This is a genomic window from Sandaracinus amylolyticus, assembly GCF_000737325.1.
Taxonomy (GTDB): Bacteria; Myxococcota_A; Polyangia; order Polyangiales; family Sandaracinaceae; genus Sandaracinus; species Sandaracinus amylolyticus.
Map to the genome: position 1 here is coordinate 7,755,329 of NZ_CP011125.1, position 17,355 is coordinate 7,772,683.

The following is a 17,355-nucleotide window of genomic DNA, read 5'->3' on the forward strand; positions in this document are numbered from 1 at the left end:
CCGGCCGCGTCGTGGAATCACGCCGCGTGCCAGTCGAGAAGTCCTTGTTTCGAGTGGAGACGGTACGGGCGTACAGTGTCCGGGGATTCACAGGCGTGGTGCGCGTTGCTCAGATGACCGCGTCCTGCTGTCCGACGCCTGTGAGGCCTCGAGTGGCTCACGTTGTAGAGAAGTCGCGCGGTCCACGATCCAGGTCTCGAAGCGCTCCACGGGCGCGTTGCTGATCGTGAAGGGCAATCCGTGCCAGACCGAGTAGTAGCCGAGCCGATCGGTGGTCGTGCGGAGCCAGTCGAGCGGCGCCGGGGCGATCTCCTCGACGTGCGCGAGGTGGAGCCGAGGTGCGTCGCGCTCGTCCCACGCCGGCTGGTCGACGAGCCAGGGCCGGATGATCCGGTCGCCGCTGCGGAGCTCGGTGCGACCCGGGACGTAAGGCTCGAGCCCGGCGCGCGCGGCGTGCCACTGCCATCCCCAGTGCCCGACGAAGAAGGTGCGTAAGCCGCTCGCCACCGACGCGTCGCCTTCGCGCGCCGCCACCTCGCGGTAGCGCTCGGCCCAACGTCGGTCGGAGATCCCGAGGAGCATGCCGAGCGCGACCGTGAGGCCGACGGCCGCGTTCAGGAAGGGGCGCGCCGCGATCGACGTGAGCGCGGTCAGGTGCGCGCGCGCGATCACGGTCATCGCGATCGGCAGCACGAGCAGCAGGTGCCGCACCGCGACGAAGGGCGAGAGCACGATCACGAAGAGCGCCGTGAGCGCGAGCCACACGACGAGCACGGTCGTGACGCGCGTCTCGTCCTCGACGATGCGCGCCGAGCGCACGACGAGCGCGATCACGGCGATGCCCGCGACGAAGAAGACGGCGCGTGCGGCCGAGTGCGCGATGGTCTCGCCGCGCATGGGCGGCACGTGGGCGGCGATCAGCTGGGTCGCGACCGTCAGCACGACGATCGCGATCGCGGAGATCAGCGCCGCGCGTCGCCAGCGCGGCTCGTCGCGGAGCGCGGGGATCATCGCGATCACGAAGGGCGAGACCGCGCCGAGCGTCAGGATCCACAGCGCGCCGCGCCCGAAGGTGATCCCGGCGGCCTCGAGCGCGCTGAAGCGCGCGCTCTCGATCGGGCGCCCCACGAGGTGCACGCCGCCGTAGTCGTAGAGATTGAAGAGCGACCACGCCGCGAGCGTGCCGATCGGGATCAGCAGCACGAGCAGCAGCCGCCGCGCGTCGCGCCCGCGCAGCACCACGTCGAGCGCGAGGATCGGCAGGAGCACGAGGCTCGTGTACTTCACGAGGCACGCGGCCGCGCACGCGACGGCGGCGAGCACGAGGCCGCGCGTGCTGCGCGCGACGAGCCCCGCGCCGAACGCGCACCAGAGCGCGAGCAGCGGCGCGTCGGTCATGACGTTCTGCCCCGGTACGTACGCGGGCCCGAGGAAGAGCAGCGCCGGGCCCAGCACTTCGCCCTGCGGACCGACGTAGCGCCTCCACCACGCGTGGAAGCTCGCGAGGCCGAGCGCGCCGAACGCCGCGACGACGAGCTGCGCGCCGATCAGCGAAGGGCCGACGAGCGCGAGCAGATAGAAGAAGAGGTGCGGCTGGTTCAGCTGGTGGATCGGCGCGGGGCCGTCGCTCCAGTCGACCAGACCGCTCATCGGATGGAGCGGATGCGCCGCGATCCATCGCGCGATCTCGAGGTGCGCCGCGTCGTCGACGTGCGCGGCCTTGCCGAGGTTGACGAACGTGAAGGCGAGCCAGACGAGCGCGAGCGGGACGATGATCGCGCGCTTGGAGTCGACGGCCGTCACGCGCGGCGGCGTATAGCAGTTTCCTTGCGCTCTGGAGCGAGTCCAGGTAACGCACCCGGCTACCGCATTCCCGTTCAGCGGCTCGCGCGTTCCTCGATGAACGCTTGTTCAGCCGCATCACCTCGGGCGCGGTGGGTGCACGCATGACCGAGCCGACGACTGCCGCCACGACCACGTCTCCCACGCCTCGGAAGCCTGGCGCAAGCAGGTGGATCGTGATGGGCGTGAAGGTCGTCCTGGCGATCGCGATGCTCGCGTACATCGTGCGCACCGTCGGCGGGCAGCGCGGTGCCGAGGGCATCGGCGAGGTGATGGCGCGCCTGCGCTGGGAGTGGATCGCGGTCGCGCTCGGGGTGCACGTCGTCGGCACCTCCGCCAACGTGGTGCGCTGGCGTGCGCTGCTGAAGGGCCAGGGGATCCGTCCGAACCTGTCGTTCCTGATCGGCTCGCTGCTGATCGCACGCTTCTTCGGCGCGGTCGCGCCCGGCGGGTTCACCGGCTTCGGTGGCTGGCGCATCTACGACGTCGCGAAGCACACCGGGAAGGTCGCGCGCGCGGTCGCGACGATCGCGGTCGAGACGCTGGTCGGCATGCTCGCCTTCGGCAGCGTCGTGATGCTCGGCTCGGCGTTCGGCGCGCGCTTCCTCGGCTCGAGCGGCGTGCTGCTCGTCAACGCCGCGTTCGGCTCGATCATCGCGCTCGGCGTGCTCTTCCTCGCGCGCCCGTTCCTCTTCGCGACGCTCGCGAGCCTGCTCCCCGCGAAGATCCGCGTGCGCGTCCAGACGCTGATCGACTCGCTGCAGGCCTATCGCGGCAAGAGCTCGATCCTCGTGACCGCCGTGCTCTGCGCGATCGTGACGCACACGACGCACTTCCTCATCTACGTGTGCACCGCGCAGGCGGTGGGCGCGACGCAGGTCGGCGTCGGCGAGGTCTTCTTCGGCTCGGCGCTGCAGATCCTCGCGACGATGGTGCCGATCACGCCGAACGGGATCGGCGTCCGCGAGCTCACGGCGCTCGCGCTCTACGAGTCGGTCGGCGTGTCGACCGCGGTCGCGGTGCTCATCCCGGTGCTCGGCTTCGCGGTCGAGATGAGCGTGAGCATGACCGGCGCGTTCTTCTTCCTCGCGCGCCGCAGTGGCTACGCGCCGACGATCGAGGTCGACGATCCCGATCGCGAGAAGGTCGCGGCGGCGGCGATCCCCGAGGTGCCGGAGCACGCGTGGCCGCAGATCGGTCGCGGCGTGACGATCGGGCTGGGCGCGGGGCTGCTCGCGGGCTCGATCGTCGGCATCGGCGAGGGGCTCGTGGTCGTCGCGTCGGGCCGCACGGGGTGGTGGGTGATCGCGTACGGCGCGATCGCGTACTCGATGTTCTGCGCGCTCGGTGGCGCGATGATGGGCGCCTTCCTCGCGTGGACGGGACGCCTCCTCAAGCGTGAGGCGGTCGCGGAGCCCGCGGCATACGCGCGCTCGGCGGCGATGATGGTCGCGGTGATCGCGCTCGGGCTCGGCGCGTTCCGCATCCGTCGCGACGTGTTCGAGGAGCAGCTGCGCTGGGTGAGCGCGCAGGGGCTCGCGGTGCTGCTCGGGTGCGTGCTCGCGGCGGTGGTGCTCTATCTCGCGCTCGCGGCGACGATCCGCTTCGTGGTCGCGCGCAAGCCGGGCGCGGTGATGCTCCGCGCGTGGGGCTCGCCCGCCGTGGTGAGCGCGCTCGTGATCGTGCTGGGCATCACGACGGTGCTCGCGGGCGGACAGCCCGCCGAGGCCGCGAATGGTCGCACGCGTCCGCCGGCGCACCTCCCCCCCGAGCACCAGGGCGCGGGCAACGTGCTCGTCGTCGTCGTCGACACGCTGCGCGCCGATCACCTGCCGAGCTACGGCTACGAGTCGGGGCGCACGCCGAACCTCGATGCGTTCGCGCAGGACGCGATCCGCTTCGATCAGGCGTTCGCGAACGCGAGCTGGACGCGCCCGAGCTTCGCTTCGATCATGACCGGTCGGTATCCGTCGTCGCACGGCGTGATGGCGAAGAGCGACGCGCTCCCCGAGGACCTCGTGACGATGGCCGAGGCCTACGCGTCGAGCGGCTGGCACACCACGGGCTTCGTCACGAACTACAACGTCGGGCCCTACTTCCACTTCGATCAGGGCTTCGACGAGTACCACTACCTCGAGCCCGAGTTCGTGCTCTGGGCCGACGACTCGGCGGCGAAGCTGCTGCTCGTGCAGTTCCTGCGGCAGCGCATCGAGGGCGTGCGCGACGCGTTCTTCGGCGTGCAGCCGGGCACTGCGTACCGCGACGCGGAGACGGTGAACTCGCACCTCTTCCACTGGCTCGATCGCGCGCCGCGCGAGCCGTGGATGATGTTCGTCGGGTACATGGATCCGCACGATCCGTACTTCGAGCACCCCTACACGGGCTCGGGCTACGGGCGCGCCGCGCACCAGGCTCCGTCGCTCGAGGAGGCGGATCATCTGCGCCGTCTCTACGACGGAGAGATCACGTACTGGGACGAGCACTTCGGTCGGCTGGTCGAGGACCTGCGCCGTCGCGGTCTCTACGACGACATGACGATCGTCATCACCGCGGATCACGGCGAGGAGTTCGGCGATCACGGCGGCTTCTGGCACGGCACGACGCTCTACGACGAGCAGATCCGGGTGCCGCTCTTCGTGAAGCTCCCGCGCGGCCGTCGTGCGGGCACGGTGGTGCGCCACTGGGTGCAGAGCGTCGACATCATGCCGACGCTCCTCGCCGAGGCGGGCATCGAGCGCCCCGACGGCGTGCAGGGCGGCAGCCTCTTCGAGGGCACGTCGCGCGTGTACGCGGAGGAGAGCCACGAGGGCAACGTGCTCGAGTCGGTGCGCGAGCTGCGCGGGACCGACGAGCTCAAGCTGATCACGGCGAACGCGGGCAATCCGCGCGGCCTACCGGTGCGCGAGCTCTTCCGCACGGACCTCGACCCGCGCGAGACGCGCGACGTGAGCCCGGACGACGCGAGCGGCCTCGAGCACACCGAGCGCGCGCTCCAGGCCGCGCGCGTGCAGGCCGCACAGGGCGCGGTGCAGGGCGAAGAGGTCGAGCTCGATCCTGACTCGCGCCGTCAGCTGTGCGAGCTCGGGTATCTGACCGGCGAAGCCTGCGAGCAGTGAGCGCGCGGGCACGTCGGATCGACGATCACGACCACGACCACGCTCACGACCACGTCGACGTCCGCGATCGCCGAGACCGCGGGCCGGCGTGTTCGTGGACGTGAAGCGTGGACGGTCTTTCCGACCACGATCAGAGCGGGCTGCACTCGGGCGCGGCGAGCGGCTCGCAGCTCGGCGGCGCGAACACCCAGAGATCGGCGAAGCGCGACGGCAGCTCGGGATCGCCGAGCTGCGCGCACTCGAGCCCGCCCGCGCGCTGACCTTCGGCGGTGTCGACGCGGCACGTCTCGACGTCGCCTACCGTGATCGGACACCCGTCGGGCGCTGCCGCGCCGCCGCCGTCGCAGTCGAGGTGCTCGTAGAGATCCGGATCGGCGAGGCACGCGCGCACCACTGCCTCGCACTCCTCGATCGTGTGGGGATCGCCGAGCCCGATCGCGATCGCGACGCAGCGCTGACGATGCCACGTCGGGTCGTTCCACATCATCTCGAGGTACGCGTCGTGCGCCTCGCACAGCGCGACCGACTCCTCGCGCGAGAGCGACGCGAGCGTGCGCGATGGATCGAGGTCGCTGTCGATGCCGTCGTGCGGCGCACACGCGCCGAGCCACAGCGCGGCTGGCAGCAGGGCTCTCGTCGCGCGTCGCATCGCGATCGGGAACGGTAGCAGAAGGAGCAAGCCCCTCGCGAACCGCGCGCCTATGTGCCGTCCACGATGGGCGCACGGACGGGATGTCTCCTCGGTCGGATCCGGCTCGGTTTCGGCGGTGATGCGGGCATCGCCGTCCCCGAGAACCTCTCGGCCGTCACGCGGCAGGGCGACGGAACGCTCTGGCTCGCGGCCGACGAGCTCGCCGCGCTCGACGTGCTCCGGCCCGAGGGCCCGCGCGCGCACGCCTATCACGGTCATCGCCGCATCCCGATCGCGAGCGCGCTCGGGCTCGAGGAGGACTGCGAGATCGACATCGAGGGCCTCGACCTCGAGGGCGGCGCGCTCTGGGTCGTCGGCTCGCACAGCGCGAAGCGCAAGAAGCCGAAGCGGAAGGGCAAGCAGGACCTCGCGCGGCTCGCGGAGATCGAGACCGACCTCTCGCGCTTCGTGCTCACGCGCATCCCGCTCGAGAACGGATCGCTCCAGCTCGATCGACGCGCGCATCTGTCCGCGCACGACGAGGGCGCCGCGTCGCTGATCGATCTGCTCGAAGGCGACGAGCACCTCGACCCGTTCCTGCCGCGCGAAGGGCGCGTGCCGATCCCCGGCAAGGACAACGGCTTCGACGTCGAAGGGCTCGCGGTGCACGACGACTGCGTGCTGATCGGTCTGCGCGGTCCCGTGCTGCGCGGCTGGGCGTTCGTGGTCGAGCTCGCGGTCGAGCCGCAAGAAGGCGGCGCGCTCTCGCCTCGGCGCCGGCGCAAGCGCGTGTATCGCAAGCACGCGCTCGACCTCGACGGGCTCGGCGTGCGCGAGCTGATGATCCACGGCGACGACGTGCTCGTCGTCGCGGGGCCCACGATGACGCTCGACGGCGCGCATCGCGTGTTCCGATGGCGCCGCGACACGGGCAGGGACGACACGCTGGTGCAGCAAGGCGACGCGCTCGAGCCGCTCTTCGACCTCCCGATGCAGGTCGGGCGTGATCGCGCCGAAGGCGCGTGCACGTTCGATTGGTTCGACGAGGGCGACTCGATGCTCGTCGTCTACGACGCGCCGAGCGAGATGCGCCGCGTCGGCGAGGACAGCGTCCTCGCCGACGTGTTCGCGCTGTGATCGAGCGCTCCGCTCACATCACGGATTGTCGTCGATGATGCCCTCGTCGCCGAACGTGTCGTCCGGCACGACGCCCTCTTCGTCGTCGATCAGGCCCTCTTCGTCGTCGAAGGTCTGATCGTCGACCAGGCCCTCGTCGTCGTCCGTGCGGACATCGGGCTTCTCGTCGCCGCTCGTCGTCGTCGTCTCGGGCGTGTCACTGCCGGGGTCGCACGCGCTCACTCCCGCGGCGAGCGCGAGCGCGACGATCGTGGCGAGAATGCTGTGCTTCTTGTCCATCGGTTCGGTCCTCCGTGTGCCGACCGTGGACTGCACGCGCGGTGCCGAGGAGTCGGCGCTCAGCCGTGATAGAGGCGTCGCTCCGCCTCCACGCCCGTGAACGCCACGCGGCGCGCCGCCACGCTCGCGACCGGCGGCTCGGACGGCGGGCGGCGATCGATCTCCGCGTCGGCCGCGCGAATCGCCTCGTACTCGGGGATCGTCAGCGCGCGTCGCGACGCGAGCGGCGCACCGAGCGCGAGCTTCTCGACGATCGCTGCCGCGCCCTGCTGCACGCGCCCCGCGAACATCTCCGCGCAGCACCCCGAGCCGTAGCTGAACAGCCCGATGCGCTCTCCCTCGAGCACGCGCGCCTCGGCCTCGAGCATCGACGCGAGCGCGAGGTACAGCGAGCCGGTGTAGACGTTGCCGATCTCCGCCGAGAAGTGCAGCGAGCTCCCGACGTCGTCCGCGAAGCGCGCGTCGGCTTCGTCCTCGGTGTGGCCGCGGTGCGCGAGCAGCGCGCGGTGCGCCTTCCTCGCCATCTTGCCGTAGGGCACGTGATAGCAGCGGCGCACCACCGCGTCGGGATCGATGCCCGCCTCGCGCGCCGCCTCGACGTACGCCTCGTACGCGCCGATCAGCGCGTCGAGGTAGCACTGCACCGAGTGCTTCCCGTCGACGACCGCGTCCTTCGAGTAGAGCGGGCGCCAGAAGTCGTCCACGTCGCGCGCGAACGAGCCGGTGACGCCGGGCTCGAGCGCGACGAGCCTCGGATTCGTCGAGATGATCATCGCGACCGCGCCCGCGCCCTGCGTGGGCTCGCCCGCGCTCTTCACGCCGTAGCGCGCGATGTCGCTGCACACGACGAGCGCCTTGCGACCGCGCGCGCTGCCCGATGCGATCCAGTCGACGGCGGTCATCAGGCCCGCGGTGCCGCCGAAGCACGCGTGCTTCGCCTCGTACACGCGGCAGCGATCGGGCAGCCCCGCGAGGCGATGGAGGTACGCCGCGATCGGCTTGCTGTGATCGACCGCGGTCTCGGTGCCGACGATGCAGAGACCGATCGTGCTCGGATCGATCTCGCCGAGATCGAGCACACGACGCACCGCATCGGCGGCGAGCGCGACCGGATCTTCGTGCGGCGCGGCGACGGCCATGCGCACCACGCCGAGGCCGTCGACGTACTTCGCGGGCGGCACGCCGCGCGCCTCGGCGAGATCCCGCAGCTCGAGGTAGCCCTCGGGCACCGCGATCGCCATCGCGTCGATTCCGATCGATTGCATCAGTCGTCCCTCCGTCCGCTTCGGCCGGGGACTCTAGAGGTGCGATCGGTGAACGGTCCGACGATTCCGGTGAACGGTGTCAGGGCGCGGGTGAGCCGTCGAAGAGCTCGCGGCGAGCTGCAAGTCGATGCGCGTGAGACCAATCACGACCGCATTTCGCAAGGAAAAGCGGACGTTTTGGTCACACTCCGTGGCTGTCGAAACATCGGCTCGCCCGCCGGCCCCTACCGCGCGCTCCCGTCCGGGATCGGCGGAACGAGCACTCTGGTGGGCCTCACGCCGCGGCGCGGTCGGCGCGCGGCTGGGGCGGTGGCGCCGAGGGTCGCACCGCGTGCTCGACGCGCTCCGCGAGCATGCGCTGGAAGCGCGCCTGGAACTTCGACTGCAGCTCCGCGTTGAGCGCCTTCGCGTGCTCGACCGGCACGTCGCGCGTGTCGATCACCTCGAGCGGCTCGATCGAGTACGTCGCGGTGTCCTTCGGCACGTGCCAGAACGGGACGCCCTTCATGAGGAAAGGACGATCGATCGCGACGAACATCGCGACGATCGGCACCTTCGCGCGCACCGCCGCCTCGACGGCGCCGCGACGGAAGCGATGCATGCGGTTCTTGAGCGAGCGCGTGCCCTCGGGGAACACGAGCAGCGGATGACCCGTCGAGAGGTGCTCGACCATCGTGCCGAGCATGTCCTCGCTCTCTTCCTCGCCGCTGCCGGGGCCCGGAAGATACGCGGTCTGCTTGAGCAGCGGGCCGAGCACGAGCGAGCGATACCAGCTGCCCTTCACCACGCAGGTGAGGCCCTCGAACGATCCGAGCAGCAGGATCACGTCGATCAGCGACGGGTGGTTCGTGATCATCACGTAGGGCGCGCCCGGCGCGACGCCGGGCAGCTCGGGCATCGCGGGCGGCGCGACGAGCCCCGAGACCCGCATCCACCACGTGAACACGCGGTGCAGCCTGCCGATCACGCGCGTGCAGCGACGCCGGTGATCCTCGCGATCCTTCGCGACGAGGCGAAGCAGCGGGAGCACGACGATGCCGATCAGCGGGCTCCCCACGAAGAAGAGGAAGAAGGCCCAGGCCGTCAGGATGATGCGCAGCCAGCGAGGCATCAGGTCGTCGTCGCGACGGGCTTCATCGTGCGGAGGTCGGTGTCACCCATGAAGTCCTCGAGCGGCACCGGGCCCCTCGGGAGCTCCGGCTGTACGTAGGGCATCGCCTCGGGCATCGGGACCTCGACGCGCTCGTCGGCGAGGATCTTCAACATCGCCTCGCGCGTCTTGTTGAAGATCATCTCGGTGCGGTCGTTGATCTCGCGGCGCGTGCGGCCCTTGCCGAGCCCGTCGAACACGCCGAACGCCTCGACGCCGTTGAGCACGTCGTGGCCGAGGTTCTTGCGCCAGTAGCGGCCGTCCTTCTTGAAGTCGTCGGCCGCGCTCTGGAAGAAGCGATTGAAGTTGCGCATCGCCGACAGGACGTAGTCCTTGCGGCGCAGCTGCGTGCGCACCCAGCGCAGGTCCAGGTGGTGGTCCTGCATGTACGCGTCGACCCAGAGGTTGTAGTACGACGCGCAGTCGAAGTAGCACTTCTCCTTGAAGAGCTCGTAGCTGCCGAAGGTCTTGTAGAGACCCGAGTAGAGCAGCAGCGTGTTCTCGAACCGGAACTGGACCATCTCGTCGTAGAGCGCGCTGCGCTCACGGATGTCCTCGCCGTTCAGCTCGCGGACCACGAGGTCGCTGAGCATGTCGTTCTCGATCGCGATGAAGTCCGAGCCCGGCGAGTAGAACGGATCGGTGAACGCCGCGCTCTCGCCGCTGAAGCCCCAGCGCTCCTCGCCCGCGAAGACCTTCTTGCTGCGATAGCTGAGCTGCGCGTAGCTGCCGACATCGACGAGCTCCGCCTTCTCGAGCATCGAGGCCGGCGCTCCATGCGCGCGCAGACACGAGAGGAAGCCCTCCTTCGTGCGCCAGCGCGGATCGAACTTCTCCGCGTCGATGACGATCCCGAGCGAGATCAGATCGCACGAGAGCGGGATGAACCAGATCCAGTAGCCGTCGTAACAGAAGTGGTTCGTCGAGAGCGTGCGCGGCGTGTAGCGCGCCTTCGCGCGCCACTCCTCGACCGGCCACTGATCCATGTCGGTCACGTTCGCGCCGCGCGCCCAGACCGCCGCGATGTGGTGCTCCGGCGTGCGCATGCGATAGCCGCGCTGGCGCGCGATCGGCGACGCACGTCCGGTGCAGTCGAGCACCCAGCGCGCGCGGATCGTCTCCTTCTCGCCGCCGCGGTGCTCGACGACGACGCGATGCTCGCGCTCTCGGTCGAGGTGGACCTCGCGCACCGTCGCGCCGAGGTGCACGGGCGTGCCCTCGGCGATGTTCATGTCGATCAGGTCCTGCTCGAGGCGCGCGCGATCGAGCTGGAACGAGGGCAGCGGCGGCAGGTGATAGACGCCGATCTCGCTCATGCGATCGAGCGGGGCGTTCTTGTCCTGGTTGTCGAAGAAGAAGCGGAGGCTGTTCTTCGGCAGCTGGTTCATGAAGAGATAGCGATTGAGCTTCTGGCGGCGGATCAGGTAGTTCGCCGCGATCTCGACGGTGCTCTCGCCGACCTTGAAGCCGCGCTCGACGTCGCGCTCGAAGATCTCCATCGCGAGCTCGGGCTTCGCCATGCGCAGCTGGCGGCCGAGGAGCGTGCCCGCGAGGCCGCCCCCGAGGATCACCACGTCGAGCTTTCTCTCCTTCACCGTCTCGATTCTCCTGTCGGGCCGAGGTACGCACGCAAACGCGCGAAACAGCCCCGAAAACGCCGAATGATCCGTCGGCGTCACACCACCGTCAACCGGAAGCAGGGACGGGTACCATGTACGCGATGCAGTCCTTCACTTCGATCACGCTCATCACGCTCGTCGTCGCGCTCGCCGTCGGTTGCGGCGACGACGACGGCCCCATCCTGCCCGACGCGGGGTCCTTCGACGCCGGCGCGGACGCTGGCACACCGCCAGTCGACGCGGGCGAGGCCGATGCGGGGCCGCCGAGCCCGATCGAGATGGCGCGCGACGACGCGCGCGTGCAGGTCGCCGAAGCAGGCGAGGCGTTCGGGATGCTGCCCGCGGCGACGCGCGAGAGCGCGGAGCTGCTCGCGGTCGATCTCACGTTCGTGCGGCTCGACGCGGTGATCGGCGAGAAGACGACGAGCCTGATCGATCTCGTCGGCGTGATCGGCGAGAAGCGGCTCATCCGACCGGCGTCGCTGCCGGTGAACGCGATCCCCGCGATCGTGGTGGCGCGACAGCTCGCGCGCGTGGTGCGCGACATCGACTTCCAGCTCGAGAACGCGGCGTGGGCTGCGTCGACCGAGCCGCTGCGCATGGCGCTTCGGATGCGGCTGGTCGAGGCGCGAGAGTCCCTCGCGACGCTGCGTGATCTCGTGTGGGATCGATATCGCGAGATCGTCGACTCGGTGCCGATCACCGAGTACCCGGAGGACACCGGGTACGACGACGCGATGGTCGTGATGGTGCCGCCGGGCGGCGTCGACATGCACGCGATCGTCGAGGGTCGCGATGCCGCGATGCCCGAGGCGAACATCTCGGTGGACTGCGGGCGCGCGGTGTTCGTCACGGTGTACGACGAGGAGCGCGCTGGCGCGGAGATCGTCGCGCCCGAGATGGTCATGCTCGGCGGCATCTCGGTGCCGCTGCCCGCGGAGACGCCGAGCTCGATCCGGATCGCCGTCGAGGACACCGTGAGCGACGGCACCTGGACGCAGTGCACGTTCCAGGTGTTCGGGCACCGACACTGGCGCGGCGAGGCGATCGAGCTCGACGCGAGCGAGAACACGACGCTCGACACGCTCACGACCGATTGGCAGACGCACAGCGCGATGCTGCAGGGCGCGCTCGAGGCGATCATCGCGTCGGGCGGCGCGGGCGAGCGCGAGGCCGCGACGGCGGTGCGCGCGTTCATCGCGGAGATGAACGGCGAGACCTCGACGTGGCGCGGGCCGATCCGCGCGCTGCACGAGGACGACTACGAGATCCACGATCTCGTCTTCACGCGGGTGATCGACGTGGTCGGACAGCACCTCGAGACGAGCCCCGCGCTGACGTCGTCGGGTGTGTTCGAGACGGTGCGCACGGAGCTCGCGGGGCTGCGGATGACCGAGGACGCGGCGCGCGAGACGCTCGCGCCGACGCACATGGGCGCGCTGTGATGCGACGTACGATCGTGATCGCGGCGCTGCTCGCCGGATGCGGCGGCGGTGGAGACGGCGGCGACGTCGACGCGGGCGTGGACGCGGCGATCGAGATCGACGCGACCGTGCCGAGCGACGCGGGCAGCGACGCCGGTGTCGACGCGTTCGTCGAGCCGCCGGGGCCGATCACGATGTCGCGCGAGGCGGCGCGGTCGAGCCTCGTGGTGGTGCAGGACGTCGTCGCCGACATCCCCGAGGCGATGCGCACCGACATCGATCTGGTGCGCATCGACGTGCTCTCGGTGCGGCTCGACGCGGTGATCGGCGAGAAGAGCGTGATCGAGATCGCGGGTGTGATCGGCGAGAAGTCGGTGGGCACGCGCTCGCTCGGCGCGGCGGCGATCCCCGCGCTCGTGGTGGTGCGACAGCTCGAGCGCGCGATCATCGACGTGGGCGAGCTCGCGCTCGAGGGCTTCCCCGACGACGCGGCGCTGACGGCCGCGCTGAGCCAGCTGCGCGACGATCTCGCGGTGCTGCTGACGCACGTGCGCGAGCGCTACGGCGCGCTCGTCGACGCGACCGCCGACGTGCGGCTGCGGGTCGACACCGAGTACGTCGCGGCGCGACGGTTGAGCCTCGTGGCGCCTGCGGGCGCGCGGGTGTCGGTGATCGTCGAGGGCGAGAGCGAGGCGGTGCCTCAGGCGACTCTGACGGTCGGATGCACCGCCGGCGCGCCTGCGTACCGCGTGTTCGACGAAGAGCGCGGCGGGATGATCGCCGACATGGTCGGCACCGGGACGAGCGTGCGCGGGACGTTCGCGGTGCCTGCGGGGCGTGCGAGCTCGCTGCGCATCGAGGTGAACGACACGCTCGGCGTGACTCCTTCGCCGACGTGCACGGTGCAGGTCTCGGGCACGCGCGACTGGCGCGGCACGACGATCGAGACCGACGCGGTCGAGCTCGACGATCTGATGCTCGCGACCGCGACGTTCGAGACGCAGCTGGAGAGCGTGGTGGACACGATGGCGCGCCTCGATGGCGAGGTGTCGCCCGCCGCGCAGTCGGCGTTCGATCTGGTGCGCGAGTACCTCGAGGAGATGGTCGCGGAGAGCGCAGCGTGGCGCGTGCTGCCGGTGGGCTTCGAGGAAGAAGAGTGGGACGTGATGAGCCTGGTGCTGGGCTCGGTGCTCTCGTCGATCGGGATCGTGCTCGAAGGAAGGCTCGGATCACGCGCGGAAGAGCTCACGCCGATCGTGACGGACCTGATGGAGATGCGCGGCGCGAACGACGACGCGCGGGTGATCCTCGACCCGACGCACATGACGACGTCCTGAGGGCAGCCTGCGTATGGCATCCAAGAAGCGCACCGACGTGGAGCCGCAGGATCTCGGCTCGGCGATACGCGACACGAAGAGCGAAGCGTGGCGAGCGCTCGTCGCGCGCACGACGGCCGCGGAGCTCGACGCCGCGCTCGCGGGCGTGAGCTGGTCGCAGCCGCGCGCGAACGATCCAGGATCGTTCACGCCGAACGCGCTGTTCTCCGGACGCGGCAAGGCGAAGAACGCGCTGATGCATCGGCTGGTCGCGGTCGCCGCGGCGGCACGCGGGCCGAATGCCGAGGCGCTCCGCGCATCCGTCGGGAGCCTCGCGCTCGAAGGGGACGCGAGCGCCCCGCTCGATCTCGAGCCGCTCGCCGCGTTCCCGAGCCTGCGGTGCTGCGCGTGAAGCACGCCGCCGCCCTGCACGGCGTCGATGCCGTGCGGAGCGTTCCGCGCCTCGAGCTCGAGGGGATCGGAGACCTCGACCTCGCAGCGCTGGGCGACGCGCGGCGCGACACGCTGACGATCGCTCGCTCGCGCATTCGAGGAGACGCGCCGCCGCGCGCGACCGCGCTCCGCCTCGTCGGGTTCGACGGTCCGGTCACCGCCGACGCCGAGACGCTCGAGATCATGCCGGCCAGCGAGGAGTGCTCGCTCGGTCCGATCGGCGGCACCGCCACGGAGCTCCGCGTCTACAACTCGAACGCGGTGCACACGATCGAGCTCGGAGGGATGCCGGAGCTCCGCTCGCTCGGCCTGAGCTGCCTGCCTGGGCTCCGCGCGCTCCACGGTGCGAGCGCGTGCCCGCGCCTGAAGAGCGCGTCGCTGTACCTCGTCGGGCTCATCGAGATCCCGGCGCTTCCCGACACGCTCGAGGAGCTCTCCGTCGACAGCGACCTCGAGCAGGCATCTGCGCTCGCGGGGCTCGTGCGCCTTCGCAACCTGAAGGTCACTGCCTCGAGCCCGGTGCGCGGGCTTGCCGATGCGATCGTGGCGATGCGCGAGCTCGAGCACCTCGCGCTGGGGCGCGTTCCGTTCGCCGAGGTGCTCCCCGTGCTCTCGCGCTTGCCTGCCCTGCGGTCGCTCGCGCTGTGCGGCTACTCGCTCGAGCGTGTGCCCGATCTCGACGTGCTCGCGCCGGCGATCGAGGTCCTCTCGCTCGAGGACTGCCGCGGCGGGTTCCTCGAGCACGACGCGCTCGCGCGCATGCCCGCCCTGCGCGAGCTGCGCCTCGCAGGCTCGACGCTCGAGACGTTCAAGAGCCAGCTCGACCCGGCGCTGCGGAAGCGCGGCGTCGAGGTGCGCTTCGACCGCGCGCTCTGACTGGCCCGTCGGCGGTTCGTGCGGGACCGCCGCTCGTCGTGCCGCCTCGAGCTCGACGTCCTCGCCCTGCGCCTCGTCGGCTGAAGCTCGTCGCGCCGGCCGGCGCTCGAGTCTCGGTGATCATCGACGGCGAGGGCGATGCGATGCCCGAAGCGACGCTGCAGGTGAGCTGCGATGCGGGCGCGCCTGCGTACCGCGTGTTCGACGAAGAACGGCGGGATGATTGCCGACATGGTCGGCACCGGGACGAGCGTGCGCGGGATGTTCGCGGTGCCGGCGGGGCGTGCGAGATCGCTGCGCATCGAGGTAAACGACACGCTCGGCGTGACTCCGTCGCCGACGTGCACGGTGCAGCTGTCGGGGACGCGCGACTGGCGCGGCACTACGACCGAGACCGACGCGTCGAGCTCGACGATCTGATGCTCGCGGCCGCGACGTTCGAGACGCAGCTGCAGAGCGTGGTGGACACGATCGCGCGCCTCGATGGCGAGGTGTCGCCCGCCGCGCAGTCGGCGTTCGATCTGGTGCGCGAGTACCTCGAGGAGATGGTCGCGGAGGGCGCAGCGTGGCGCGTGCTGCCGGTGGGCTTCGAGGAAGAAGAGTGGGACGTGATGAGCCTGGTGCTGGGCTCGGTGCTCTCGTCGATCGGGATCGTGCTCGAAGCGAGGCTCGGATCGCGCGCGGAAGAGCTCACGCCGATCGTGACGGACCTGATGGAGATGCGCGGCGCGAACGATGACGCGCGGGTGATCCTCGACCCGACGCACATGACGACGTCCTGAGCGATCGAGTCGGACGCCGCAAAGACATGCCGATTTGAGCGGGTCCGACCTCATTTCAGATGCGACCACGAAGAGAGTCATTCGAGAGCGAGGCGGGCGCCGCCCTCGAGCACGCGTGCATCCGTCGAAGCCGACCATCGGAGTTCGCGCGATGCGACCGAACGAGTCGTGGCGCGTCGATATGACGATTCAGCTCCCCAAACGACGCCTATTACGAACAGTCTCCGTCGGCCAGAGCACCCCAGGGAACCGGAGTTCGTGGGTTAACACGAGCGGCACCGGGCCGCACTCGAACGCTGGGGGGACGCGCCCATGGTTCCGGGCGCGTTTCGCCCGCATTCAGAGCTCGCGCGCAATTGCAACGCTAGACGACGGGGAGGTCCTGATCCGAACACCGCGTTGACGATCCTGGCGTTTCCAGCAGGTCAGCTATGCGGCTTGGCAGCGTGCCTCAGTCTAGCTGGCCTATCGTGAAGCGATACGCCTACGATCGTGTCGTTTTCACTCAGCGCCATTTTCACCTGCTCGTCAATACAACAACCCGAGCAACTGCCGTCGCCACCAATCCCATGCGGGTCCGCCCATCACGGGGTCGACCTCGGCAATCGCGATTCGCAGGGTCGGCTCATCCAGGAGAGCTTGGCTGTGTAGGAACCTCCTGAGGTCTGTCATGAGACGCAGCTCTACCTGTAGAAGCGACTCCATTGACGAGGCAAGGGGCCCTTCGAGGTTTTCACGGCCGTCAGCGCCATCCGGTTGAAACCAAACGCCCCCTTCACCACGGATATCGACGACGTAGCAACCACCATCACCGATATCGAATCCAAGGAGCCACAGGCCGTCGCGAAGGTACGCAGCTGCGCCGTCATGCAGTTGCGCGGAACGAGGGCCAGCAAACCTGGTGAGAGCGAGTCGCATCTCGGACCACGCATATCGGCTGTAGATCTCGGAGACGATCGCCTTCCAGTTCGCATCCGGAAAGGCCCTGCGCAATGCCAGCACCCATCCACTGAACTCATCAGAGCCTACGACCGAATAGCTCGAGTCACGTCCCGTGTCTCCATCTTCAGCCGAGAACCAGCCGCGATATGCGCTAACGAGCGCGTCCATGTTCATTGTGGTACTCACCTATGGTGCATTTGATCGCCGGAGCCCCGCGGCGGCCTGTGCGCGCCCCTCGGTATCGGAACGGCCCAGCGGCCACCATCGACGTGGTGGTGCTCGAGCACAGCTTCCGCGCCCGTGAACCCTGCGTGTTCGGGGAAATAACGTACCCACGTTTCGTCGACACGTGGAGCCGCAGGCGCCTGCCGCGCCCCCGTCGTTGGATTCATCCCCTGTATCAGGCTGAGATTCGTCTCGCTGAGCGTCTCGGGATGCATGCGCGCCCACTCTTGCCAGAACTCGACACTGCTCCTCGGGAAGCCACCGGAGACCGATCGGGTCCCAGTCGGGATCGCGCGGC

At 69.7% G+C, this 17,355-nt stretch carries 15 protein-coding genes; 7 read left to right on the top strand and 8 right to left on the bottom strand.

What is annotated here, in order from left to right; translation table 11 throughout:
• Positions 1-87: 87 nt before the first annotated feature.
• The gene (locus DB32_RS32740; RefSeq protein WP_053236586.1) at positions 88-1,803 is read right to left on the bottom strand and encodes a hypothetical protein; all 1,716 of its coding nucleotides are present in this window, start codon (positions 1,801-1,803) and stop codon (positions 88-90) included.
• 224 nt (positions 1,804-2,027) lie between these two features.
• Here DB32_RS32740 and DB32_RS32745 point away from each other — a divergent pair, with 224 nt between their 5' ends.
• Positions 2,028-4,958, top strand: a complete 2,931-nt coding sequence (locus DB32_RS32745) for a sulfatase-like hydrolase/transferase (protein WP_169791632.1) — start codon at positions 2,028-2,030, stop codon at positions 4,956-4,958.
• A gap of 130 nt (positions 4,959-5,088) precedes the next feature.
• Here the strand turns inward: DB32_RS32745 and DB32_RS32750 are convergent, their stop codons facing one another.
• On the bottom strand, positions 5,089-5,607 hold the full coding sequence (locus DB32_RS32750; protein ID WP_157069659.1) for a hypothetical protein: 519 nt from the start codon (positions 5,605-5,607) through the stop codon (positions 5,089-5,091).
• 66 nt (positions 5,608-5,673) lie between these two features.
• Between DB32_RS32750 and DB32_RS32755 the strand changes: the two genes are divergently transcribed.
• Positions 5,674-6,726, top strand: a complete 1,053-nt coding sequence (locus DB32_RS32755; RefSeq protein WP_053236589.1) for a DUF3616 domain-containing protein — start codon at positions 5,674-5,676, stop codon at positions 6,724-6,726.
• An 18-nt stretch (positions 6,727-6,744) separates the two neighbouring features.
• Here the strand turns inward: DB32_RS32755 and DB32_RS32760 are convergent, their stop codons facing one another.
• From DB32_RS32760 to DB32_RS32775, 4 genes are all read right to left on the bottom strand, one after another.
• On the bottom strand, positions 6,745-7,005 hold the full coding sequence (locus DB32_RS32760; RefSeq protein ID WP_053236590.1) for a hypothetical protein: 261 nt from the start codon (positions 7,003-7,005) through the stop codon (positions 6,745-6,747).
• Between the two features lie 59 nt (positions 7,006-7,064).
• The gene (locus DB32_RS32765) at positions 7,065-8,270 is read right to left on the bottom strand and encodes a hydroxymethylglutaryl-CoA synthase family protein (RefSeq protein WP_053236591.1); all 1,206 of its coding nucleotides are present in this window, start codon (positions 8,268-8,270) and stop codon (positions 7,065-7,067) included.
• Between the two features lie 274 nt (positions 8,271-8,544).
• A complete protein-coding gene (locus DB32_RS32770) occupies positions 8,545-9,381 on the bottom strand; it encodes a lysophospholipid acyltransferase family protein (RefSeq protein ID WP_053236592.1) in 837 nt (278 codons plus the stop codon).
• A complete protein-coding gene (locus DB32_RS32775; protein WP_053236593.1) occupies positions 9,381-11,015 on the bottom strand; it encodes an NAD(P)/FAD-dependent oxidoreductase in 1,635 nt (544 codons plus the stop codon). The genes DB32_RS32770 and DB32_RS32775 overlap by 1 nt, the downstream gene beginning before the upstream one ends.
• A 125-nt stretch (positions 11,016-11,140) precedes the next feature.
• Between DB32_RS32775 and DB32_RS32780 the strand changes: the two genes are divergently transcribed.
• The 5 genes from DB32_RS32780 to DB32_RS47375 all read left to right on the top strand — a co-directional run bounded on the left by DB32_RS32780 (position 11,141) and on the right by DB32_RS47375 (position 15,890).
• Positions 11,141-12,484, top strand: a complete 1,344-nt coding sequence (locus tag DB32_RS32780) for a hypothetical protein (protein WP_157069661.1) — start codon at positions 11,141-11,143, stop codon at positions 12,482-12,484.
• Positions 12,484-13,800 carry a hypothetical protein gene (locus DB32_RS32785; RefSeq protein ID WP_053236595.1) on the top strand — a complete coding sequence of 439 codons (1,317 nt, stop codon included), beginning with the start codon at positions 12,484-12,486 and terminating at the stop codon, positions 13,798-13,800. The genes DB32_RS32780 and DB32_RS32785 overlap by 1 nt, the downstream gene beginning before the upstream one ends.
• A gap of 13 nt (positions 13,801-13,813) precedes the next feature.
• Entirely contained in the window at positions 13,814-14,191 is a 378-nt protein-coding gene (locus tag DB32_RS32790; protein ID WP_053236596.1) for a hypothetical protein, read from the top strand.
• A complete protein-coding gene (locus DB32_RS47370) occupies positions 14,179-15,108 on the top strand; it encodes a leucine-rich repeat domain-containing protein (RefSeq protein ID WP_053236597.1) in 930 nt (309 codons plus the stop codon). The genes DB32_RS32790 and DB32_RS47370 overlap by 13 nt, the downstream gene beginning before the upstream one ends.
• Positions 15,109-15,224: 116 nt before the next feature.
• Positions 15,225-15,890 carry a hypothetical protein gene (locus tag DB32_RS47375; protein ID WP_157069662.1) on the top strand — a complete coding sequence of 222 codons (666 nt, stop codon included), beginning with the start codon at positions 15,225-15,227 and terminating at the stop codon, positions 15,888-15,890.
• 528 nt (positions 15,891-16,418) lie between these two features.
• On the opposite strand, the gene DB32_RS47380 is transcribed toward DB32_RS47375, so the two are convergent.
• Together DB32_RS47380 and DB32_RS50310 are read right to left on the bottom strand one after the other, a co-directional pair.
• Positions 16,419-17,000 (bottom strand): hypothetical protein, encoded by a 582-nt coding sequence (locus DB32_RS47380; RefSeq protein WP_157069663.1) that lies wholly within the window; start codon positions 16,998-17,000, stop codon positions 16,419-16,421.
• A 14-nt stretch (positions 17,001-17,014) separates the two neighbouring features.
• Entirely contained in the window at positions 17,015-17,347 is a 333-nt protein-coding gene (locus DB32_RS50310; RefSeq protein WP_083458076.1) for a hypothetical protein, read from the bottom strand.
• Positions 17,348-17,355 lie beyond the last annotated feature (8 nt).

Coding starts and splice junctions, on each gene's coding strand:
- DB32_RS32785 (WP_053236595.1), top strand. CDS start 12,484: ATGCGACGTACGATCGTGATCGCGGCGCTGCTCGCCGGATGCGGCGGC.
- DB32_RS32780 (WP_157069661.1), top strand. CDS start 11,141: ATGCAGTCCTTCACTTCGATCACGCTCATCACGCTCGTCGTCGCGCTC.
- DB32_RS32760 (WP_053236590.1), bottom strand. CDS start 7,005: ATGGACAAGAAGCACAGCATTCTCGCCACGATCGTCGCGCTCGCGCTC.
- DB32_RS32790 (WP_053236596.1), top strand. CDS start 13,814: ATGGCATCCAAGAAGCGCACCGACGTGGAGCCGCAGGATCTCGGCTCG.
- DB32_RS32750 (WP_157069659.1), bottom strand. CDS start 5,607: ATGCGACGCGCGACGAGAGCCCTGCTGCCAGCCGCGCTGTGGCTCGGC.
- DB32_RS32770 (WP_053236592.1), bottom strand. CDS start 9,381: ATGCCTCGCTGGCTGCGCATCATCCTGACGGCCTGGGCCTTCTTCCTC.
- DB32_RS32765 (WP_053236591.1), bottom strand. CDS start 8,270: ATGCAATCGATCGGAATCGACGCGATGGCGATCGCGGTGCCCGAGGGC.
- DB32_RS47380 (WP_157069663.1), bottom strand. CDS start 17,000: ATGGACGCGCTCGTTAGCGCATATCGCGGCTGGTTCTCGGCTGAAGAT.
- DB32_RS32755 (WP_053236589.1), top strand. CDS start 5,674: ATGGGCGCACGGACGGGATGTCTCCTCGGTCGGATCCGGCTCGGTTTC.